Below are 22,457 nucleotides of genomic sequence, written 5' to 3' on the forward strand. Positions count from 1 at the left end.
ACTCCCCCGCCAGAACAGCCCTCGACGGCACATTTTCGCGTCATCGGGCCTTAGTGGTCCGACCACCTTGGTGGTTAGACTGCGACGCACCCGGTGACTGGAGGAGTGTCGTGGACGAGACAGCCCCGTACAAGGGCACCGTGACGCAGCGCGCCATCGAGCAGATCAAGGCGATGATCGCCGAGGGCCGGCTCGAGCCGGGCCAGCGCCTGCCGACGGAACGCGACCTCGCGGCACAGCTCGGCATCTCACGCAGTTCGATGCGGGAGGCGATCCGCGCGCTCACGGTCCTCGGCGTGCTGGAGGCCCGGCACGGCTCGGGCATCTACGTCACCCAGCTTCAGGCCGGGGACCTCCTGGAGACCTTCGGCGTCGTGGCCGATCTCTCGCGCGGGCAGCGCCTGGTGGAGCTGCTGGAGGTGCGCCGGGTCCTGGAGTCGACAGCGACGGCGCTGGCGGCCGCCCGTATCACGGACGACCAACTCGCCGAGGTGGAGAAGCACTTGGCGGCGATGAACGCGACGGACGATCCGGAGGAGATCCTCGCGCACGACCTCGCCTTCCACCGGGAGATCGCTGTCGCGGCGGGCAACGAGACGATGGCGGCGATCCTGGAGGGCCTGTCCTCACGGACGTTCCGCGCCCGTGTGTGGCGCGGCTATGAGGAAGAGGGCGCCTTCGCACGCACCCGCCGCGAGCACGCGGCGATCCACCGCGCCCTGGCCGCGCACGACCCGGAGGCGGCCAGGGCGGCGGCCGCCGCGCACGTCGGCGAGGTGGAGGAGTGGCTGCGCAGCCAGCTGCCCTCCTGAACGGCACCTTTACGGCGACGCTCTCTACCGGCGCAGCTCCGGCGGCCCGTTGTCCAGACCCACATCCGTCTCGACGTCGTAACCGACCGCGGCATGACCCACCGTGGGGTGCGCCATGTCGGCGCCCAGGTCGAAGCCGGCGTCTTCCGCCGCACGCTCCAGCTCTTCGTCCTCGCGACGCCGGACGGCGTCCCTGTGGTGCTCGTTCATCCGTTGGGCAAGACCCCGGACGCCCTGGTGGTGGTCCTCGGGGGCATCGGCTTCGCTCATGGCCCACATGCTCGGCGCGCGCACGGCGTCCTGGCAACGGCCTGCGAACGGCGAGCGGTGAACTCTGCACGCTCAGGCCAGGATCGTGCAGTCCGGGATCACTGCGCCTGCCAGAAATCTGCGAGAAAGACGGCACGCACAGGGAAGGAGCGCACGTGGCCGACGCAGCGATGGGCGACGAGGTCTACCAGCCGGACGGTTCCGAGGTGCAGGACGACGCCGGGCTGTTGGACGCGTCCGACACCCTGGACCACCGGGCCGGTGAACAGGCGCTGGACGAGGGATACTCTCCCCCGGAGCGGCCCTGGGGCGTGCTGCACACGGGCGTCACGGCGTCGGAGCGGCAGCGGGGGGAGAGTCTGGACGAGCGCCTTGCCGAGGAGGTACCGGACATCGGCGTCCTGGACGGCGACGGTATCGGGGACGCCTGGGACACGGACGGTGAGCTCATCGACGACGAGGTCGGCGATGTGCGTGCCGGACGGCTGCTCGCGCCCGACGAGGGCAGTCACGAGAACACCGAGTTCGACCTGGTCGCTTCCGACGTCGGGCTGGACGGCGCCGGCGCATCGGCCGAGGAGGCCGCGATGCATGTGGTCCCCGACTCCGACACCCACTGACGCGCGGCGGGCGCCGGGGTCGCCTACTTGAGGGGAGCGAAGACGCGCTGGGCCGCGACCGCGGCACCGCCCCGGGCCCACTCCTCGAAGGGCAGCGGCCGGACCACGAGATCGCAGTCCGCGGCGGCGCCGAAGGCGTGGTCGGCGAAGGTCTGCCGGATCTGGTCGGCGAACAGGTCGTACGACGCCACGCCCTCACCGGAGATGATGATCCGCTCCGGGCCGATGAGGTTGGCGACCGAGGCCAGCGCCAGGCCCATGGCATGTCCGGCGCGGGCGAAGACGGCCCGGACGGCGGGGTCACCGGCATGGGCGAGCCGGACCGCCTTCTCCATGGTCAACTCCGGGTCACCGGTGGCCTGCCGGGCCTGTTCGATGATCGCGTGGGTGGAGGCGACCGCTTCGACGCAGCCGATGTTGCCGCAGGTGCAGGTGCGGTCGGTGCCGCCCACCGGGAGGTGGCCGATCTCGCCCGCCACGCCGTGCGCCCCCGAGACCACGCGGCCGCCGATGGAGAGACCGGCGCCGATGCCGGCACCGACGGTGACCACGGCGAACGACGACAGGCCGGCACCGGCGCCGAACCACTGCTCGGCCACGGTCAGGGCACGGACGTCGTTCTCGATGACCGTCGGAGTGCCGGTGGCCGACTCGACCAGCTGAGCGAGCGGTACCCGGCGCCAGTCCAGGAAGGGTGAGTACTGCACGGTGCCGGTCTGGCCGTCCACGTCGCCGGATATGGCGACCCCGATGCTGTGGATCCCGTCGGGCCCCGCTGCGTCGGCCGCCGCCCGCAGCTGATCCACCAGGCGGGCGATCGCCACCACCACGGTGCCCACATCCCGCGAGCCGAGAGCGGCCCGCCGGGACGCCAGCGGCCGAGCGGTCAGGTCGGCCAGCACGCCGATCAGTTCGTCCCCGGTGACCTTGACCCCGATGAACCGGACGCGTTCGGCGCGGACCGCGATCAACGTCGCCGGACGGCCGTTGGCCCGCTCCACCGTGGGCCGGCCCACCTCGGCGATCCAACCGTCGCCGATCAGCGGAGTGGCCACCTTGGTGACGGCTCCCGGTGACAGCCCGGTCCGCCGCCCGACCTCGGCACGGCTCAGCGGGCCGTGCTGGAGCAGGGTCTGGAAGACCAGGGCGGCAGCGGGGGGCTGGTCGGCAAGACTCATGTGGCGACCTTACATTTCCCAAGGAAACTAAATCAACGGCTTGCCCATGCCGCCCGGCCACCCCTGCGACCCGGCCTGAGGAGGAACAGGGCACAGCCGCCTTGGACTTCCCTCCCCGAGACATCGGATTTCTATGAGGCCGACTATGTTGACGCTGGAAGGAAACCGTGGCTACATTCGCCGCACTCCTCGTCGGAGCGGACGGGACGGATCCGCGCCGGTGAGGGGCGCGGCCACGCATTCCCCGTTGGTCCTCAGCTGTTCTCCCCTCGGTGGCGCTCCGGGACGACCACCACCGAGGGAGCTCCCACCACCCTCGATCCCCCAGGCGGAAGCTTGCGCTCGCGCCGAGATGGAGTACATCCATGGCTCGTCCAGCTCGACCCGTACGCCTTAGAACACTCACCTGTGCCACCGCGCTGGCGGTGGCCCTCGCCGCGCCCACCGCGTGGGCCACCACCCCGTCAGGTGCTTCCGGCACCCAGGCCCCCGAAGCGACGGCCGCCTCCGCCGTGGCCGCCGAACCGTACATGGGCTACAGCACGTGGAGCCTCGAGTCCACCAACTTCCCCGGCTACGGCGGGGAGAAGTGGCTCACCGAGTCCCACGTGCTGCAGCAGGCCGACGTGCTGGCATCGAAGCTGAAGTCCCACGGCTACGAGTACGTCAACGTGGACGCCGGCTGGAACGTCGACAACGGCAAGAACGTCGCGGACGACTACGCCCGCCCGACCGCCGACCTGAAGAAGTTCCCGCACGGCATGAAGTACGTCGGGGACTACCTGCACCGCAAGGGGCTGAAGTTCGGTCTCTACCTGGCGGTCGGCCTCTACATGGACTACTACAACGACGGCAGGACCCCGATCTACAACGCACCGGGCTGCACCACCAAGGACATCGTCTACCCGGACCTGCGGAAGACCAGCGGCTGGGACAACGTCTCCTACCAGCTGAACTTCGCCAGCCCCTGCACCACCAAGTACATCCAGTCCATCGCCGACGAACTGGCCGGCTGGGGCGTGGACTTCCTCAAGATCGACGGAGTGGGCCCCGGTTCCTCCCAGGGCGACGACGCACACAACAACGTCCCCGACATCCAGGCGTGGCACACCGCGCTGCAGAACACCGGCCGCCCCGTCCAGTTCGTCCTGTCCTGGTCGCTCAGCCACAACCAGGCCGACGTGTGGAAGGCCAACTCCAACGGGTGGCGGGTCGACACGGACGTCGAGTGCTACTGCGACACGCTGGTGACCTGGAACAACTCGGTCAAGCAGCGCTGGAACGACGTCGTCCAGTGGATACCCGACGCCGGTCCCGGCCACTGGAACAACCTCGACTCCCTCGACGTGGGCGTCGGCGCCATGGACGGCATCAACGACGTCGAGCGGCAGAGCTACACGACGCTGTGGGCCATCGAGTCCGCACCGCTGTACATCGGTGACGACCTCACCAAGCTCGACTCCTACGGTCTGAAGCTGCTCACCAACGACGAGGTCATCGCGGTCGACCAGGCGGGCCACCCGGCCAAGCCGGTCAGCCAGGACACGCCCCAGCAGGTCTGGTACGCCCGCAACCCGGACGGCAGTTACACCGTGGCGCTGTTCAACCTCGGCAGCGGCTATGCGGACGTGACCGCGAACTGGAGCGACCTGGGCATCAGCGGCAAGGCCGCGGTCCGCGACCTGTGGAGCCACAAGGGCCTGGGCTCGGTCGGCGGTTCCTTCACCGACAACCTGCCGCCGCACGGCTCACGCCTGCTGCGCCTGACCCCGAGCAGCACCGGCACCCACCCCGGCGTCCCTCTCGCCGTACACGGCACCGCCTCCACCGCCTCCAGCGTCTCGCTCGCCTGGGACGCGGTGAACTCCGGTACCGCCACGACGGGTTACGACGTCTACGTGAACGGGACGAAGGCCGCCACCGTCACCGGCACCTCCGCCACCGTCAGCGGTCTGAGCGCCGCCACCGCCTACTCCTTCACCGTGGTCGCCCACGACGCCAGGGGCCGCGTCTCCGCGCCGAGCAAGGCCGTGACCGTCACCACGCCGGCGGCCGGCGGACCGGTCTCCTACGAGGCCGAGGCACCGGGCAACACCCTCAGCGGCAACGCGAGCATCGCGGGCTGTTCCGAGTGCTCCGGCGGCAAGAAGGTCGGCAACCTCGGCTACAACGGATCGGTCGCCATCACCGACGTGACCGCGCCCAAGGACGGCACGTACCTGATGAAGCTCGACTACACCGACGGCTCCTCCGGCCGCACGGTCGTCGTCACCGCCGGCGGGACGTCCTTCCAGGTGCCGCTGCCCGGTACCAACGACAACAACTGGGGCCACCCGCAGTCGATCACCGTGCCGGTGCAGCTGAAGGCGGGCACGAACACGATCAGCTTCGGCAACCCCTCGGACTACGTGTCCGACGTGGACCGGATCACCCTCTGATCCCCCGTCTGCCGTCCGTCGGCGATCCACCCGCCTGAACACGTAAGGAGAGTGCCGTGGTGGTCACATCACAGGGCAACCCCACGACGCCGGTCCCACCGCCGTCCGCCGCGGTGGCCACCACGGCCACCCGACCGGGCAAGCCCCGCACGGTCCGCAAGCCGGGCCGCCACACCCCGACCAGGTCGGCGGCGGCCCGCCGCCGGGACCTGCCGGCCGCCCTGCTGCTGATCCTCCCCGCCGTGGCCGGCTTCGCGGTCTTCTTCGCCTATCCGACCCTGCGCGGCATCTACCTCAGTTTCACCGACTTCCACGTCCTCACCCCGCCGCACTGGGTGGGACTGGCCAACTTCCGCGAGATGTCCGGTGACGACGTCTTCTGGCACTCCCTGCTCGTCACCGTCTACTTCGTCGTCCTGTCCGTGTGCTTCGGCACCCTGATCTCCCTGGTGACGGCGGTGGTGCTGCACCGGGTGGCCCGGTCGTCCGTCCTGCGCGGCGTGATCCTGCTGCCGTTCCTGATCTCCAACGTCATCGCCGCCCTGGTCTGGCAGTGGATGCTCGACCCGCAACTCGGCGTCGTCAACATCGTGCTCAGGCACCTGACCGGCCACTCGATCCTCTTCTTCGGCAGCGGAGGATGGGCGATCCCCTCACTCGCCGCGATCAGCGTCTGGAAGTGGATGGGCTACTACGCCCTGCTGATCTTCGCCGGCCTGCAGACCATCCCGTCGACGATCTACGAGGCGGGCCGGGTGGACGGCGCGAGCGAAGTGCAGATGTTCCGCCGGCTGACGCTGCCCCTGCTGCGGCCGATCCTCGTCATGGTGGTCGTCCTGACCGTGATCAACTCCTTCCAGGTGTTCGACATCGTCCAGGTCACCACCAGGGGCGGCCCGGCCAACGCCTCGAACGTGCTGCAGATGTACATCTTCGACAAGGCCTTCCGGCAGTTCGACTTCGGTTACGCCGCCACCCTGTCGCTGGCCCTGTTCGCCCTGCTCATCACGGTCACCTTCACCCAGCTGCGGCTCGCCCGCGCGGGCGAGTCCGACCTGAACTGAAGGAGGCCGACATGGCTGTCACCCTCGCACCCGGCCGGACGGCCGCCCAGCGCCGGCCCCGTCAGGACACCCGCAGGTTCTCACCCGGCAGGATCGCGGCCTGGATCTACCTCGGTGTCATCGTCGTGGCCACCCTCTTCCCGTTCTACTGGATCCTGCGCACCGCCCTGTCGAACAACTACAAGCTGGCCACCAACCCCTCCTCGCCGCTGCCGGTCGGCTTCACCTGGGGTGCGTTCGAGCGGGCCCTCGGCATCGCCTCCACCGCCGAGGCACAGGCCCAGGGCGGCTCCGGCGCCTCCCTCGACATCGCGTTGTACCTGCGCAACTCGCTGATCTACGCGTCCGTGCAGACGGCGCTGATCGTGCTGTTCTCCGCGTGCGCCGCCTACGCCTTCTCCCGGCTGCACTGGCGCGGCCGCAACCTGGTGTTCAACGTCCTGATCAGCGCCCTGATGGTGCCCGGCGTGTTCACGCTGCTGCCCAACTTCGTCCTCGTGAAGGACCTCGGGCTCACCAACACCTTCGCCGGGCTGATCCTGCCCGGCGGCCTCTTCCAGGCGTTCACGCTGTTCTTCCTGCGGCAGTTCATGCTCGGGCTGAGCAGCGAGGTCGAGGAGGCCGCCATCATCGACGGCGCCGGACCGCTGCGGATCTTCTTGCGGATCATCCTGCCGATGTCGTCCGCACCGCTCGCCACCGTGTCGCTGCTGATGTTCGTCAACGCCTGGAACGACTACTTCTGGCCGCTGCTGATCACCAACGGGCAGAGCGTGCAGCCGCTGACTCTCGCGCTCGGAGTCTTCAAGCAGTCCTCGCCGCAGGCCGCACCGGACTGGGCGGGTCTGATGGCCGCCGCGCTCATCGCGGCGCTGCCGATGCTGCTGCTCTTCATCGCATTCGGCAAGCGCGTCGTCAATTCCATCGGCTTCTCCGGCCTGAAATGACCGGCTCCCCACCTCGATTGGACGGCACAGCCATGCACTCCACCGATCTGGTGCTGCGATGGCCCGCGCCCGCGGCCGAGTGGACCGAGGCCGCGCCCGTCGGCAACGGCCGGCTCGGTGCGATGGTCTTCGGCGGCGCCCACCGGGCCCGGATCCAGCTCAACGACTCCACCGTGTGGTCCGGAACCCCCGGCGGCCCGGCCGCCGCCCTCGCCGCGCTCCGCGCGGCCGGCGCCGGACCGCGGCGGCTCGAGGAGGTCCGCGCCGCGCTCCGCTCCGGGGACCAGGACCGGGCCGAGGCGCTGCTGATGGCCTTCGAGGGGCCGTACAGCCAGGAGTACCTGCCCTACGCCGACCTGTGGCTCACCGTGTCCGGCGGCGAGCGGGCCGCCTACCGCGGCCGGACCCTCAACCTCGACACCGCGGTGACCGAGGAGCGCTTCGACCTCGACGGTACGGCGGTGCACCGCCGGGTCTGGGCCGACGCCGCGACGGGCACCCTGTGCGCGACGGTGGACGCGGCGGGCGGCGCCGTGGACCTGCGCGTCGAACTGTCCACCCCGCTGCGGGAGGTGCACCGGTCGGCCACCGTCCGCGGGATCACCCTGGGCGTGGAGATACCGGTGGACGGCGCACCCGCCCACGAACCCGATGTCGCCGAACCCCTGCGGTACGCCGACGGACCCGTCGACGGCTACGACCCCTTCGGCGCGCTCGCCCTGGCCCTGAGCACCGACGGCGAGGTGACCGTGGCGGACGGCAGCCTGCTCGTCGCGGGCGCCTCGCACGTCCTGGTCACCCTCGCCAGTTCCACCAACGCCGCCCGCCACTGGCACGGACAGCCCACCGCGGACCGCGCCACCCACCTTCAGACCGCGCCCCGTACGGCCGCGGGCGCCGCCGTCCAGGGAGCCGAGGACCTGCTCAAGGCCCACGAGGCCGATCTGCGCGGCCTCCTCGGCGGCACCGCCCTGCGCATCGGCGGCCGGCGCGGCGGCACCCACGACGTGGCGCGCGACATCCTCAGCGGGGACGACGAACACCTCACCGCCACCGTGCTGTTCCAGCTCGGCCGGTATCTGCTGGCCACCGCCTCCCGCCCGCACACCGGTCCCCCGGCCAACCTCCAGGGCATCTGGAACGCCGACCTGCGCCCCGCCTGGTCGTCCAACTACACCCTCAACATCAACACCCAGATGAACTACTGGGGCGCGGAAGCCGCCGGCCTCGCCGCCTGTCACGAGCCGCTGTTCGACCTGCTCGACCGGCTCGCCGCCCAGGGCGGCGAGGTGGCGCGGCAGCTGTACGGCGCCCGAGGGTGGGTGGCGCACCACAACAGCGACCCCTGGGGCTGGGCGCTGCCGGTCGGCATGGGTCACGGCAACCCCTCGTGGGCGATCTGGATGATGGGCGGCGCCTGGCTGTCCCAGCACCTGTGGGACCACTACGAGTTCACCCGCGACCTGGACTTCCTGCGGGAGCGGGCCTGGCCACTGCTCAGCGGCTGCGCCGAGTTCCTGCTCGACTGGCTGGTCGACGACGGCACCGGGCACCTCGACACCCTCCCCTCGACCTCCCCCGAGAACCTCTTCCTGGATGCCGACGGCATCCCCAGGTCACTGACCCGCTCCTCGGCGATGGACATGGCGCTGACCCGGGCCACCTTCGAGCGCGTCCTGAAAGCGGCCGACGTCCTCTGCGTGGACACCCCGTTGGCCGGCGAGATCCGCGCCGCGCTGCCCAGGCTGCGCCCACCGCGGATCTCCGCCGACGGCCGGCTCCAGGAGTGGGCCGAGGACCTGCCCGAGGCCGACCCGCACCACCGTCACCTCTCCCATCTGTCCGCCGTGTACCCGCTCGGTCTCATCGATCCCGACACCACCCCCGGACCGGCCGAGGCCGCGCTGAGGTCCCTGAACCGCCGCGGCCCGGGCGCCATGGGCTGGTCCTGGGCGTGGAAGATCGCCCTGCGGGCCCGACTGCGCGACGCGGCCACCGCACGCGGCCTTCTGCTGGAGGCGAGCCGCCCGCTCGACGGCGACCCCCGCGCCGACGCCCCGGTCGACGGATCACGTTGGGGCGGACTGCTGCCCAACCTCTTCTCCACTCATCCGCCCTTCCAGATCGACGGCAACTACGGCTTCATGGCCGCCCTCACCGAGATGGTGCTGCAGAGCCACACCGGCACCCTCCACCTGCTGCCCGCCCTGCCCGCCGAGTGGCCGGACGGCGAGGCCAGGGACCTGCGCTGCCGCGGCGGCCTCGCGGCCGACTTCACCTGGAGCGGCGGCGCGCTCACCTCGGTCACGGTGCGCAGGCTCGCCGGCGACGACGCCGAGCCGGTCCGGATCCGCCACCGGGACCGTGGCGTCATCCTGCGCGTCCCGGCCGGGACGCAGGTCACCCTCGACGCGGACCTGTGCCCGCGAGGGCCTTTCGTTTGGATCAGGCCGGATCAGGGAGCGGGACCTGGTGCGTGCAGATGCAAGGCGGAGGAGGGAGTCGACGCGGAGCGTCGACGAGTGACGACAACGCCGCTGGGGGTGCCCCCACGCCGTCAAGGCAGTGGGGGAGTGCGTGCCAGGCCCCGCGAGCCCGGCATGATCCAAACGAGAGGCCCTAGGGGAGCCGGTGCCGTGCTGACCGAGCAGGATCTGCCCGAGCTGTTCTCCTACCGCAGCGCGTACCGGGAGCCCGCCGACTTCGACGTCTTCTGGAAGGACACCCTCGCCGAGGCCCGTGCCCGGCAGGAGGCCGCGCTGGACCTGACCCCGGTGGCGACCGGTCTGGAGACCGTGGACGTCTTCGACGCCGTCTTCCCGGGCTTCGACGGGCACCCGGTCCGCGGCTGGCTGCGCATGCCCCGGCGGCGGACCGGCCCGCTGCCCGCCGTCGTGCAGTTCCACGGCTACGGCAGCGGGCGCGGCGCACCCATCGACGACCTGCTGTGGGCGTCGGCCGGATACGCCCATCTGCTGGTGGACGCCCGCGGTCAGGGCGGCGCCTGGGCGGGCGGCGGCGGCACACCCGACCCGGTCGGCAGCGGCCCGGCGTATCCGGGGTTCCTCACCCGCGGCATCGAGGACCGGACCACCTACGTCTACCGGCGCGTCTTCACCGATGCCGTCCGCGCCGTGGAGGCGCTGCGGGGCCGCGCCGATCTGGTGGACCCGGCCAAGGTCGCCGTCGTCGGCCCCAGCCAGGGCGGCGGAATCGCACTCGCGGTCGCCGGACTCGTACCCGGCCTCGCGGCCGCGCACTTCCAGGCGCCCTTCCTGTGCGACATCCGGCAGGCCACCCGGCTCACCGACGCGGAGCCCTATGCCGAGATCGTCGGCTATCTGGCCGCCCGCCGGGACCTGGTGGAGCAGACCTTCGAGACGCTCAGCTACTTCGACGGGCTCGCCTTCGCCCGCCGGGCCACGGCCCCCGCCTGGTTCTCCGCCGGGCTGCGCGACGAGGTGTGCCCGCCGGTCACGGCGATCGCCGCGTACCACGCCTACGCCGGGCCCAAGCAGCTGCGGCTGTGGGAGTTCAACGGCCATGACGCCGGCGGTCCCGAGGACCTGGCCACCGCACTGAGCGCGTTCGGCGCGCTCCTGAAGACGTCGTCCCGTCCGCCAGGGGTGCCGTCCCCCGCCCCTGCGTCCTGAAGGAAAGAAGGAACGATGAGAAAAGTGATGCGACTGCGCAAGGCCGTCGCGCTGGGCGCCACGGTCACTCTTGCCGCAGTGGTCTCCGCCTGCTCCTCCGGCTCCGCCGGCGGCGGCTCCAGGACCGTCAACTGGTGGACCTGGGACGACAAGCAGGCCGCCGCGTACCAGGTGTGCGCCACGGACTTCGAGAAGGCCCATCCCGGTGTGACGGTGAAGATCAGCCAGTACAACGTGGCGGACTACTTCACCAAGCTGACCGCCGGGTTCGTGGCCGGCAGCGCGCCCGACGCCTTCCAGAACAGCGTCCAGTTCTTCCAGGCGTACGCGTCCCAGCACCAGCTGATGCCGTTGGACGACTTCATCGCCAAGGACAAGTTCGACCTGTCCCGCTTCTCGGTCGGCGTGGACGCCTGGAAGTTCACCGACGGCAAGCAGTACGCGTTGCCGCTGGACTGGGCGGCGACCGGCATCTACTACAGCGCGGACGCGCTGGCCAAGGCCGGGTACAGCGAGAAGGACGTCGACTCGCTGACCTGGAACCCCGACGACGGCGGCACGCTGGGCAAGATGATCGCCCACATGACGATCGACGCCAAGGGACGCCGCGGCGACCAGCCGGGCTTCGACAAGGCGCACGTCAAGACCTACGGCTACGGACAGGTCGCGGCCAAGGACTTCATCGGCCAGACCACCTGGAGCCCGCTGGTGGACACCACGGGCTGGCGCCTGGGCGACAAGCCCAACTGGCCGACGGTGTTCAACTACACCGACCCGCGGTTCGTGAAGACCATGGACTGGATCCGCTCGCTGACGAACAAGGGCTACGCACCGAAGATCGGTGACTTCGCCAACAGTGTCAGCGACGTGGACCTGCTGGCCTCCGGCAAGGTCGCCATGGAGAGCGCCGGCTCGTGGGAGGCCGCGACCTTCGTGAAGATCCCGAACCTGAAGGTCGGCATCGCCCCCACTCCCTACGGTCCTGACGGCAAGACCCGCGCCGTGCTGAGCAACTCCAACGGCAACAACATCTGGGCCGGCACCAAGAACCCGGACCTGGCCTGGCAGTGGGTTTCCTACATGGGCTCCGAGTCGTGCCAGTCCAAGGCTTCGCAGACGGGTACATTCTTCCCGTCGATCCCGGCCGCCATGGACTCCTCGGCCAAGGCGCTGGCCGCCAAGGGTGTGGACCTGTCCGTCTTCACCGACATGCTGAAGAACAAGGTCCTCTACCCCTCCCCGGTCTACGGCAACGGCGCCGCCCTGCAGGACGCGCTGGAGCCGTTGTTCGAGGCGTACTTCGCCGGTCAGAAGGACGACTCCGTGTTCACGGACATGCGGGACAAGAGCAAGACGCTGCTCGCGAAGAGCTGAACCACCGAAGGCAACCGGTTGTCCGGGCGCCGGACGCGGCCCACGACCAGGGTCCGTCCGGCGGGCCGGATCCATGAAAGGACTCTGCATGCCTGACACCACCGCGCGAATCCTGACCCTGCGCGCGGCCGGCGCCTCACTCGTCGTCGAGCTCGCCGAGCCGGTGCCCAGAGTCCTGCACTGGGGAGCCGACCTCGGCGAGCTGACGGAGACCGGCCTGGCGGCGCTCGCCCTGACCGGTGAGCCCGCCGTGCTGAACAACTCCATCGACATCCCGCGCCGCTTCACCGTCTGGCCCACCGAGGCGGACGGCTGGTCCGGCACCCCGGCCCACCAGGGCCACCTGGCCGGTACCGCCACCGCACCGCGGCTCAGCCTGGCCGGGACGTCGCACCGCCCGCAGGCCGAGGGCGGGGAGCTGTCCCTGGACCTCACCGACCCCGGAGCCGGACTCGACGTCATCGTCACCTACCGCCTGGAGCCCTCGGGCGTCCTGGGCGTGCAGACGCGGATCAGCCGCCGGCCGGACGCCGCCCCGGAGCCGTACGACCTCGCGCAGATCACCACCATGCTGCCGCTGCCCCGCCGGGCCGCGGAGATCCTGGACTTCACCGGCAAGTGGAGCCGGGAGCGCTCCCCGCAGCGCCGCCCGCTGGGCTTCGGCACCTACACCCGGGAGGTGCGGCGCGGCAAACCCGGCCTGGACTCGCCGTACCTGGTGACGGTCGGCGTGCCGGGGTTCGGTTTCCGCCACGGCGAGGTCTGGGGCGTGCACCTCGCCTGGAGCGGCGACCAGCGGTATCTGGTCGAGCAGCTGCCGGAGGGCGCGGGCACCCATGCCGCGGTGCTCGGTGGCGGAGAGTTGCTGCGGCCCGGGGAGATCCGGCTCGCCCCCGGTGAGTCGTACACCACGCCGGTGTGCCACTTCACCTGGTCCGATGAGGGCCTCGACGGGCTCGCGGACCGTTTCCACACCCTGCTGCGGGCCCGGCCCGCCCACCCGCGCACCCCCCGCCCGCTGATCCTCAACAGCTGGGAGGCGGTGTACTTCGACCACGATCTGGACCGGCTGCTGCGGCTCGCCGACAAGGCCGCCGAGGTCGGTGTCGAGCGTTTCGTGCTCGACGACGGCTGGTTCCGCGGGCGCCGCTCGGACCACGCCGGGCTGGGGGACTGGACGGTTGACCCGGTGGTCTGGCCCCAGGGGCTGACGCCGTTGGTGGACCATGTGCGCTCGCTCGGCATGGAGTTCGGGCTGTGGGTCGAGCCCGAGATGGTCAACCTGGACTCCGACCTGGCCAGGGAACACCCCGACTGGGTCCTCGGCCCGGCGCGCGGCGTCGGACCGTCCTCCCGGCACCAGCACGTCCTGGATCTGGCCAACCCGCAGGTGTGGGACTACCTGCTGAGCGCGCTGGACGCCCTGGTGGGGAAGTACGGCATCGCCTATCTGAAGTGGGACCACAACCGGGAGCTCCACGAGGCCGTGCACGGCGGCGCCGACCGCCCGGTCGCGCACGCCCAGGTCCTCGCGCTGTACCGGCTGATCGACGCCCTCAAGGAGCGCCACCCCGGGCTGGAGATCGAGAGCTGCGCCAGCGGCGGCGGCCGGATCGACCTCGGCATCCTGGCCCGCACCGACCGGGTGTGGGCCTCGGACTGCAACGATCCGGTGGAGCGTCAAATGATCCAGCGGTGGACGGCGCAACTGCTGCCGCCCGAGCTGATCGGCGCCCACGTCGGCTCGGGCACCAGCCACACCACCGCCCGGGTCAGCTCCGACGCCTTCCGGCTGACCACGGCCCTGTTCGGGCATGCCGGCATCGAGCAGGACATCACCCGGTGCACTCCCGAGGAACTCGCCCGGCTCACCGCCTGGGCCGCGCTCTACCGCGAACTGCGCCCCCTGCTGCACGGCGGCCGCACGGTCCGCGCCGACCTCGTCGGCGACGCGACCCTGCTGCACGGGGTCGTGGCGCACGACGGTGCGGCCGCGCTGTACTGCTGGGCCCGGGTGGCCACCTCGCCCGAGGGGCAGTCCGGGCGGGTGCAGCTGCCCGGACTCGCCGCCGAGGCCACCTACCGGGTACGGGTCCGTACCGAGCTGGGGCTGCCGTCCTTCCACCAGACCTCCGGGCCGGCATGGCTGACCACCGCGCTCGACGACTGGCTGACGCTGCCCGGTGCGGTGCTCACGGTGGCCGGACTGCCCATGCCCAACCTCAACCCTGACCAGGCGCTGCTGCTGGAGGTGCGACGGAACGACTGGGAAAGGGGCGGGTCGGCCGAGGGTGACCCTGGTGACAGGTAACCCTCGGGCTCTCGACGCGGCGCCGCACGCACGGCACAGTGCTGCTCGTACTCGCCAGTACGCTCATGCGCCCAACCACACCGAGCACCGACAGGGAGCGCCCGTGACCAGCTGGATCGGCCGGACCGCCGCCGAGATCGCCGCCGCCGTACGGGAGAAGCAGGTCACCCCGCGGGAGGTGGTGGCGGAGCACCTCGCGCGGATCGAGGAGCTGGACGGCCGCGTCGGCGCCTTCCGCCGGGTCCGCACGGAGGCGGCGCTCGCCGAGGCCGACGAGGTCGCGGCGCGCGCGGATCTGGCCGGTCTGCCGCTGGCCGGCGTCCCCGTGGCGGTCAAGGACAATCTGGCGGTGCGCGGCGAGTCGACCCGCAACGGCTCCGCCGCGACCCCCGACACGCCCGCCGAGCGGGACCATGTCACGGTGGCCCGGCTGCGCGCGGCGGGCGCGGTGGTGGTGGGTCTGACCAACGTGCCGGAGCTGTGCGTCTTCGGCACCACGGAAGGGGTGCACGGGACCGCCCGGAACCCGTGGGACCTGACGCGCACGGCGGGCGGCTCCTCCGGCGGCAGCGCGGCGGCGGTGGCCGCCGGGATGGTGCCGGTCTCGCTCGGCAACGACGGGATGGGGTCGCTGCGCATCCCGGCCGCGAACTGCGGCCTCGTCACCATCAAGGCCGGTCACGGCGTGATCCCCGCGGGGATCGGCAACGGCGACTGGTTCGGCATGTCCGAGAACGGGCCGCTGGCGACGACGGTGGAGGACGCACGGCTGATGTTCGGCGTCCTCGCGGGAACGGGGGACGATCGGGCGCCGGGAACCGCGCCGCGCAGGATCGCGCTCTCCCTGCGCAGTCCCCTGCTCGGCGTCACGGTGAGCCGCCCGTACGCGGACGCGGCCCGCGCGGCGGCGGCACTGCTGGCGAGGGCGGGCCACGACGTGCGTCCGGACGAGCCGCCGTACCCCTGGTGGCTGGGCACGACGTCGCTGGCGCACTGGACGGCGGGTACGGCGGTGGACGCGGAGGGCCTCGATCCACGGCGGCTGACCCGGCGCACCCGGGTGCACGCGGCGGTGGGGCGGCGTTTCGCCGGGAGCGTGCGCTCCGGTGACCGCCGAGAGCAGCTGCGTCGGCTCCTCGAACCGTTCTTCGCCGCGCACGACGTGCTGCTCACCCCGGCGCTCGCCCGTCGCGGCCCGGTCGCCGATTCCTGGCACGAGCGCGGCTGGCTGCGCAACATGCTGACGAACACCACCTACTCCCCCATGACCCCGCCGTGGAACCTCACGGGCTGGCCGGCGATGTCTGTTCCGTTCGACCTCCTCCCGAACGGCGCGCCCTGCGCGGTGCAGCTGGTGGCACGGCCGGGCTCGGAGCGGGAACTGCTGGCGGTGGCAGGCCAGTTGGAGTCCCTGCGGCCCTGGCGGCGCACCGCCCCGGTGGGCCGGGGCGGTGCCACACCCTCCGAACCGGCCGGTTGACACCCGTCCTACTGGTTGGACTTCGCGACGCTGATGTCACCGAGCGCCGACTCCGGGTCCCGCTCGATGGCCAGGTCGCCGAGGGACACGATGCCCACGGGCTCCCCGTTCTCGACGACCGGGACACGGCGCACGGAGTGCTCGCGCATCAGCCGTACCGCGCGGTCCAATTCGTCCTCGGGGCTCACGGTGACCAGGTCGCCGCTGCACGCGCGATCCACCGTGGTCTCCCGCGGGTCAGCTCCCTCCGCGACCGTGCGCACCACCAGGTCGCGGTCGCTGACCAGCCCACGCAGCCGGTCGCCCTCCGTCACGAGGACCGCGCCGATGTTCTGGTCGCGCATCACCTGGGCCACGGTCGCCACCGGGGTCTGCGGTTCGACCGTCACGGGTGCGGCGGTCATGATGTCGCGTACGTGCTGGGCCATCATGTCTCCCTTCGCGCATTGCTGCGGTGCCGGTCACCGCGCTCGGCCGCCGGGTACCCGGCGAACCCGGCGCCTCACCCGGTCGTTTCGGGCGGTACGCACGGGGCGTGCCGCAGAAAGGCGGCACACGCCACCGCAGCCCGTTTCCCCACGCCGTCCCTGGGGACTCGGTCAGCAAGCGCCGTGAGGCCCCGGCGAGATGGGGCCCGGCGCCCGAGGATGCAGAAGGAAGATGAACTGTCGTGACCGCACAGCCAAGTGAGAAGCCCGTCGTCCGCCCGCCCGAGACCGGCTGGGCGCAGGCCCGCCGCCTGCGGAAGAACGGCCTGCGCACCTGTGTCCCCGCCCTCGACGACGGGAAGAGGCCCTGGCCGCAGCGCGGACCGGAGGGGAACATCGTCCGGGGCGAGGACTGAGGGCCGACGGGAACGACCGGGGTCATTTGGCTGCCGCGTACACGCTTCACCGAGGAGGGCGTGGGTACCCAGGCGGAGGCAAGCGAACGCGAGCGCGCGGCGCTTTCTCCCAGGGGCCCAGGACGGCTTCCCCCCTCCGCGGCCCCCCGCCGCGTGGACGACAGGCCTGGAAGGCGGCAACCACATGAGCGAGAACCCGGTCAAAGGCATGAAGGACAAGGTGGTCGACGCGCTGCGGGGCGATGGGCAGGCGGACGGCGGCATCCCCGGCAGGCCCGGCGCCGAGCCGCCCGAGCTGGCGGAGCCGACCGCACCCAGGCCGCCCCTGCCGCCCAAGCCCGACCAGGCGGCCCCGGAGGCGGTCAGCCCGACCGGTCGCCCCACGGAAGCGGACCCGACGACGCGGGCCCAGGGCGGCCCGTACCTCACCACCGCGCAGGGCAACCGCCTGTACGACACGGACCACTCCCTCAAGGCCGGTGAGCGTGGACCCGTCCTGCTCCAGGATCATCATCTGCGTGAGAAGATCACCCACTTCGATCACGAGCGGATCCCCGAGCGGGTGGTCCACGCCCGCGGCGCCGCGGCGCACGGGGTGTTCCAGAGCTACGGCACCGCCGCGAACGTCACGAAGGCGGCCTTCCTGCAGCGGGATGTCGAGACACCGGTGTTCGTACGGTTCTCCACAGTGCTCGGCTCCCGGGGGTCGGCCGACACCGTGCGTGACACCCGGGGCTTCGCGACGAAGTTCTACACCGGCGAGGGTGTCTTCGACCTGGTCGGCAACAACATCCCGGTGTTCTTCATCCAGGACGCGATCAAGTTCCCGGACGTCGTCCACGCAGCGAAGCCGCACCCCGACCGGGAGATCCCGCAGGCGCAGAGCGCGCACGACACGTTCTGGGACTTCGTCACCCTGCACACCGAGGCCACGTTCCACACGATGTGGAACATGTCCGACCGGGGCATTCCGCGCTCGTTCCGGATGATGGAGGGCTTCGGCGTCCACACCTTCCGGCTGGTCGACGCCGAGGGCGCCACCACACTGGTGAAGTTCCACTGGAAGCCGAAGCTCGGCGTCCACTCCCTGGTGTGGGAGGAGGCCCAGCTCATCAGCGGCACGGACCCTGACTTCCACCGGCGCGACCTGGCCGACGCGATCGAGGCGGGCGCGTATCCGCAGTGGGAGCTGGGCATCCAGACCTTCCCGGATACTCCCGAACAAACTTTCGAAGGCATCGATCTGCTGGACCCGACGAACATCGTCCCCGAGGAACTGGCACCGGTGCAGCCGGTCGGTCTGCTCACGCTGAACGCCAACCCTTCGAACTTCTTCGCCGAGACCGAGCAGGTCGCCTTCCACCCCGGCCATCTCGTGCCCGGCATCGACATCACCGACGACCCGCTGCTGGCCGGCCGCCTCTTCTCCTACCTTGACACCCAGATCACCCGCCTGGGCGGACCCAACTTCGCGCAGATCCCGGTGAACCGCCCGCACGCCCCGGTGAACGACATGCTGCGCGACGGCATGCACCAGACCGCCGTGCACACCGGAGTGGCCCCCTACCGACCCAACTCCCTGGACTGCGGCTGCCCGTTCGTGGCCGGCACGGGCGACTTGGCGGGCGCGGGCGACCACGCGTACGTCGAGGCTCCGGTGCGGATCCCCGAGGCGACGAAGTCCCGTACGGCGCCCGCGTCCTTCGCGGACCACTTCACCCAGCCGAGGATGTTCTGGCTGAGCCTGAGCCCGGTGGAACGGGAACATGTGGTCGCCGCCTACACCTTCGAACTCGGCAAATGCTACGAACAGGCCATCAAGGAACGAGGGCTGCGGGTACTCGCCAACATCGACCCCGAGCTGTGCGAACAGGTCGCCGCCGGCCTCGGCCTGCCCGCGCCCGAGGCCACCGTGCCGATCGTCGCGGTCGACCCCAGTCCCGCCCTGTCGCAGGTGGGCGAGACCTGGCCGCTGGACGGGCGCATCATCGGTGTCGTCACCGACGCCAGCACCGACCTGGACGGTCTGCGCACGGTGCGGGACGCGGTGTTCACCGCGGGCATGGTGCCGCTGGTCATCGCTCCCACCGGCGGGAAGCTCGACCCGGACGGCGAGCCCATCACCGTCCAGCGCAGCTTCGCCACCGCCCGGTCGGTCGAGTACGACGCCGTGCTCGTGGCCGGTGCTCCGGCGCCCGCCCCCGACGCGTACGGCGCGCGCGATGCGAAGGCCGGAGAGCCCGGAGCCGACAGCAGCGTCGATCCCCGGGTGCTGCTGATGCTGGCGGAGGCCTTCCGGCACGGCAAGGCGATCGGGGGCTGGGCCGGCGCCGAGGCCGCGCTCCAGGCGGCGGGTGTGCCGGCGAACGCCCCTGGAGTGGTGACCGCCCAGACCGGTTCCGGCGCGCTGCAGCAGATCACCGGGCTGCTGACGAAGCACCGCGTCTGGGAGCGGTTCGCCGCCCGCGTGTGACCGCCGTCGGGCCCCCACGTCGGTGTGTCGAACCGGGCGCCCCCGGGGACTCGGACCGGGAGCCCGGTATTCGGAAGACCGGTGCGGTCCCGGCATGCGGTAGGACCGGAGGAGCACAGCATGCGAGCACTGACCTGGCAGGGCCGACGCGACGTCCGCGTGGAGACCGTCCCCGACCCTCGGATCGAGAAGCCCGACGACATCATCGTCAGGGTCACGTCCAGCGGGATCTGCGGTTCCGACCTCCACCTGTACGAGCTCTTGGGTCCCTACATCGACCCGGGGGACGTCCTGGGCCACGAACCCATGGGCATCGTCGAGGAGGTCGGGCCGCAGGTTCGCACGCTCGAGCCGGGCGACCGGGTGGTCATCCCGTTCAACGTCTCATGCCGTGACTGTTTCATGTGCAACCAGGGCCTGCACTCGCAGTGCGAGACGACCCAGGTCCGCGAGCGCGGCACCGGCGCCGCCCTGTTCGGGTACACCAAGCTGTACGGACAGGTGCCGGGCGGGCAGGCGGAGCTGATGCGGGTGCCGTTCGGCGACAGGCTGCCCATCAAGGTGCCGGAGGGGCCGCCGGACGACCGGTTTGTGTACCTGTCCGACGTGCTGCCGACCTCCTGGCAGGCGGTGGAGTACGCGGCGGTGCCGGAGGGCGGCAGCGTGGCCGTCCTGGGCCTCGGGCCCATCGGCGACATGTGCACCCGGATCGCCCGGCACCGTGGCGCCGGTCTGGTCATCGGCGTGGACCTGGTGGACGAGCGGCTGGAGCGCGCCGCGGCACACGGAGTCACCTGCTTCGACCTCCGCCGGCACAGCGGCAAGGACCTGACCGAGGCCGTGCGGGAGCTGACCGACGGGCGGGGGCCGGACTCCGTGATCGACGCCGTCGGCATGGAGGCGCACGGCGCGCCGTTCGCCAAGGCCGCGCAGTGGCTGACCGGTCATCTGCCCGACGCGGTGGCGCAACCGCTGATGGAGCACGCCGGAGTGGACCGGCTGGGGGCCCTGCACACGGCCATCGACCTGGTACGCCGCGGCGGCACCCTGTCCGTCTCCGGGGTGTACGGCGGGGCCGCGAGCCCCATGCCCCTGCTGACCATGTTCGACAAGCAGATCCAGGTGCGCATGGGCCAGGCGAACGTCTGGAACTGGGTGGAGGACATCCTGCCCCTGCTCACGGACGAGGACCCCCTCGGCGTGGACGGCTTCAAGACGCACGCCATGCCGCTCGAGGACGGCCCCAAGGCGTACGCGATGTTCCAGGCCAAGGAAGACGGCATGATCAAGACCCTGCTCAAGCCGTGACCGCCCCGAGGACCGAACCCGAGGTGACGTACCCATGCCGACGACGGAACTGTCGACCGACGACCTGCGTGACATCGCCGAGCGGCTGACCGCCGAAGCGGACGCGCTGCGCGTGGAACTCGCGGCGGCCGAGGCGCAGATGTCCGCCCTGTCCGCGGACTGCGACCTGGATGCGGGCGACGCGAGCGCGAAGACGACCGCCCTCGAAAGCCTGCGCACGGACACCGAGCGCGCCCGGATGCTGCTGGACCGGATCCTCACCACCCTGTCCCGGGTGGGGGCGCCCGGCTTCGGCCGGTGCACGGTCTGCGGTGGCGAGATCGGCCGCGACCGCCTGCTGGTGGTACCGCACACCGACCTCTGCATCGCCTGCGCACGGACGGGGACGGACGCCGGGATGTGAAGCCGGCGTCCACCCGAAGCCTCCCGCCCGAACCGAAGCCGGCCCCCGCCCGAACCGAAGCCGGCGTCCGCCCGATGCGCGGGCGTCGTCAGACGTCCCGCTGCTCCAGCGGCCGTACGGCCGGGCCCTGCAGGACGTGCCCGTCGATGTCGAAGCGGGAACCGTGGCAGGGGCACTCCCACGCCTGCTCGGCGCGGTTGAAGGCGACGAAGCAGCCCAGGTGGGTGCAGCGCGCCGACACGGCGTGCAGCTGCCCCGAGTCGTCCCGGGACACGGCGCACACATGGCCGCCGACGCGCAGCACCGCGCCGTCTCCCGGGGCCACGTCGTCGACCGAGCCGCCGCCGATGAACGGCGCCAGACGGTCGCCCACGAAGTGCTGGGCGACCTTCGCCTGGTACTTCAGGAAGGTGGACGCCTCCCTCAGGACCGTGCCGACCCGGCGCGGGTCGTACAACTGCGCCCACGGCGGCTCGCGCCCGTCGATCAGCGCGGACAGCAGGAGCCCCGCCATGACACCGCCGCTGAGCCCCCAGCCGCCGAAGCCCGTGGCGACGTAGGTGTGGCGGCTCGCCGGGTGCAGGGGCCCGACGAGCGGCACGGTGTCCGAGGAGTCGTTGTCCTGGGTGGCCCAGCGGTGCCTGAACTCCAGGGGCCCGAAGTGCTCGGTGGCCCAGTCGCCCAGTCGGGTGAGGTGTTCCCCGGTGTCGGAGGTGCCCGGCGTGAAGTGCTCGCCGGTGACGATCAGCAGACGCGTGCCGTCCTGGTAGGGCGCGGTGCGGATCGACCGCGTGTTCTCCTCCGGGGTGATGTACATGCCCCGCGGCGCGCGTCCGGCGTCGATCGGGGCCGTCAGCACGACCTCGCGGCGCGGCGAGAGCCGGGCGAAGAGCAGCGCGCGGTCGAAGATCGGGTAATGGGTGGCCACCACGACGTCCCGTGCGGTGACCGTGTGCCCGGCCTCGGTCGTCAGACGGCAGGGCTCGCCTTCGTGCAGCCCGGCCACGCGGGTGTGCTCGTACAGCTGCCCGCCACCGCGCGCCAGCGCCTCGGCGAGCGCGAGGAGGTACTTGCGCGGGTGGAACTGCACCTGGTCGGCCACCCTGACCGCCCCCGCCACGGGAAAGGGCAGGTCCGTGTCGGTGACGAACTCGGCGGGCAGCCCCGCCTCCCGCGCGGCCTCCGCCTCGGCGCGCAGCTCGGACACACGGTCGTGGTCCGTCGCGTAGGTGAACGCCGGTGCGGTCTCCCAGTCGCAGTCGATGCCGAGTTCGTCCACCAG

Annotated in this window: 17 protein-coding genes and 1 pseudogene; 14 read left to right on the forward strand and 4 right to left on the reverse strand. The window is 71.4% G+C overall.

Annotation, left to right across the window (positions count from 1 at the left end):
• Positions 1-110: 110 nt before the first annotated feature.
• The gene (locus AB0N14_RS37295; protein WP_366030159.1) at positions 111-812 is read left to right on the forward strand and encodes a FadR/GntR family transcriptional regulator; all 702 of its coding nucleotides are present in this window, start codon (positions 111-113) and stop codon (positions 810-812) included.
• Between the two features lie 24 nt (positions 813-836).
• Here AB0N14_RS37295 and AB0N14_RS37300 read toward each other — a convergent pair whose 3' ends face one another.
• On the reverse strand, positions 837-1,082 hold the full coding sequence (locus AB0N14_RS37300; RefSeq protein WP_366030160.1) for a hypothetical protein: 246 nt from the start codon (positions 1,080-1,082) through the stop codon (positions 837-839).
• A 170-nt stretch (positions 1,083-1,252) separates the two neighbouring features.
• Between AB0N14_RS37300 and AB0N14_RS37305 the strand changes: the two genes are divergently transcribed.
• Entirely contained in the window at positions 1,253-1,702 is a 450-nt protein-coding gene (locus tag AB0N14_RS37305; RefSeq protein ID WP_366030173.1) for a DUF5709 domain-containing protein, read from the forward strand.
• A gap of 23 nt (positions 1,703-1,725) precedes the next feature.
• Here the strand turns inward: AB0N14_RS37305 and AB0N14_RS37310 are convergent, their stop codons facing one another.
• Positions 1,726-2,880, reverse strand: coding sequence for an ROK family transcriptional regulator (locus AB0N14_RS37310; protein ID WP_366030161.1), 1,155 nt, complete (start codon positions 2,878-2,880; stop codon positions 1,726-1,728).
• A gap of 365 nt (positions 2,881-3,245) precedes the next feature.
• On the opposite strand from AB0N14_RS37310, the gene AB0N14_RS37315 reads away from it, so the two are divergent.
• From AB0N14_RS37315 to AB0N14_RS37350, 8 genes and pseudogenes are all read left to right on the forward strand, one after another.
• Complete coding sequence (locus tag AB0N14_RS37315) at positions 3,246-5,318, forward strand: fibronectin type III domain-containing protein (protein ID WP_366030162.1); 2,073 nt, start codon at positions 3,246-3,248, stop codon at positions 5,316-5,318.
• 56 nt (positions 5,319-5,374) lie between these two features.
• Positions 5,375-6,382 (forward strand): sugar ABC transporter permease, encoded by a 1,008-nt coding sequence (locus AB0N14_RS37320; RefSeq protein ID WP_366030163.1) that lies wholly within the window; start codon positions 5,375-5,377, stop codon positions 6,380-6,382.
• A gap of 11 nt (positions 6,383-6,393) precedes the next feature.
• Complete coding sequence (locus AB0N14_RS37325) at positions 6,394-7,329, forward strand: carbohydrate ABC transporter permease (RefSeq protein WP_366030164.1); 936 nt, start codon at positions 6,394-6,396, stop codon at positions 7,327-7,329.
• Positions 7,330-7,361: 32 nt separating this feature from the next.
• A pseudogene (locus AB0N14_RS37330) lies at positions 7,362-9,653 on the forward strand (glycoside hydrolase N-terminal domain-containing protein); the annotation flags it as partial.
• A 312-nt stretch (positions 9,654-9,965) separates the two neighbouring features.
• A complete protein-coding gene (locus AB0N14_RS37335) occupies positions 9,966-10,982 on the forward strand; it encodes an acetylxylan esterase (protein WP_366030174.1) in 1,017 nt (338 codons plus the stop codon).
• Between the two features lie 15 nt (positions 10,983-10,997).
• Positions 10,998-12,356, forward strand: coding sequence for a sugar ABC transporter substrate-binding protein (locus AB0N14_RS37340; RefSeq protein ID WP_366030165.1), 1,359 nt, complete (start codon positions 10,998-11,000; stop codon positions 12,354-12,356).
• 88 nt (positions 12,357-12,444) lie between these two features.
• Entirely contained in the window at positions 12,445-14,667 is a 2,223-nt protein-coding gene (locus AB0N14_RS37345) for an alpha-galactosidase (protein WP_366030166.1), read from the forward strand.
• 103 nt (positions 14,668-14,770) lie between these two features.
• The gene (locus AB0N14_RS37350) at positions 14,771-16,147 is read left to right on the forward strand and encodes an amidase (protein WP_366030167.1); all 1,377 of its coding nucleotides are present in this window, start codon (positions 14,771-14,773) and stop codon (positions 16,145-16,147) included.
• Between the two features lie 8 nt (positions 16,148-16,155).
• Here AB0N14_RS37350 and AB0N14_RS37355 read toward each other — a convergent pair whose 3' ends face one another.
• The gene (locus tag AB0N14_RS37355; protein ID WP_366030175.1) at positions 16,156-16,575 is read right to left on the reverse strand and encodes a CBS domain-containing protein; all 420 of its coding nucleotides are present in this window, start codon (positions 16,573-16,575) and stop codon (positions 16,156-16,158) included.
• 242 nt (positions 16,576-16,817) lie between these two features.
• Here AB0N14_RS37355 and AB0N14_RS37360 point away from each other — a divergent pair, with 242 nt between their 5' ends.
• The 4 genes from AB0N14_RS37360 to AB0N14_RS37375 all read left to right on the forward strand — a co-directional run bounded on the left by AB0N14_RS37360 (position 16,818) and on the right by AB0N14_RS37375 (position 21,175).
• Positions 16,818-16,991 (forward strand): hypothetical protein, encoded by a 174-nt coding sequence (locus AB0N14_RS37360; protein ID WP_366030168.1) that lies wholly within the window; start codon positions 16,818-16,820, stop codon positions 16,989-16,991.
• Positions 16,992-17,175: 184 nt separating this feature from the next.
• Complete coding sequence (locus AB0N14_RS37365) at positions 17,176-19,464, forward strand: catalase (RefSeq protein WP_366030169.1); 2,289 nt, start codon at positions 17,176-17,178, stop codon at positions 19,462-19,464.
• Positions 19,465-19,584: 120 nt separating this feature from the next.
• Positions 19,585-20,772, forward strand: coding sequence for an alcohol dehydrogenase catalytic domain-containing protein (locus tag AB0N14_RS37370; RefSeq protein WP_366030170.1), 1,188 nt, complete (start codon positions 19,585-19,587; stop codon positions 20,770-20,772).
• A gap of 34 nt (positions 20,773-20,806) precedes the next feature.
• Complete coding sequence (locus AB0N14_RS37375) at positions 20,807-21,175, forward strand: TraR/DksA C4-type zinc finger protein (RefSeq protein ID WP_366030171.1); 369 nt, start codon at positions 20,807-20,809, stop codon at positions 21,173-21,175.
• Positions 21,176-21,263: 88 nt separating this feature from the next.
• Here the strand turns inward: AB0N14_RS37375 and AB0N14_RS37380 are convergent.
• The coding region (locus AB0N14_RS37380; protein ID WP_366030172.1) for an FAD-dependent oxidoreductase at positions 21,264-22,457 on the reverse strand (1,194 nt) is incomplete at its 5' end.

Source organism: Streptomyces sp. NPDC051104 (assembly GCF_040682835.1).
GTDB lineage: Bacteria > Actinomycetota > Actinomycetes > Streptomycetales > Streptomycetaceae > Streptomyces > Streptomyces cynarae.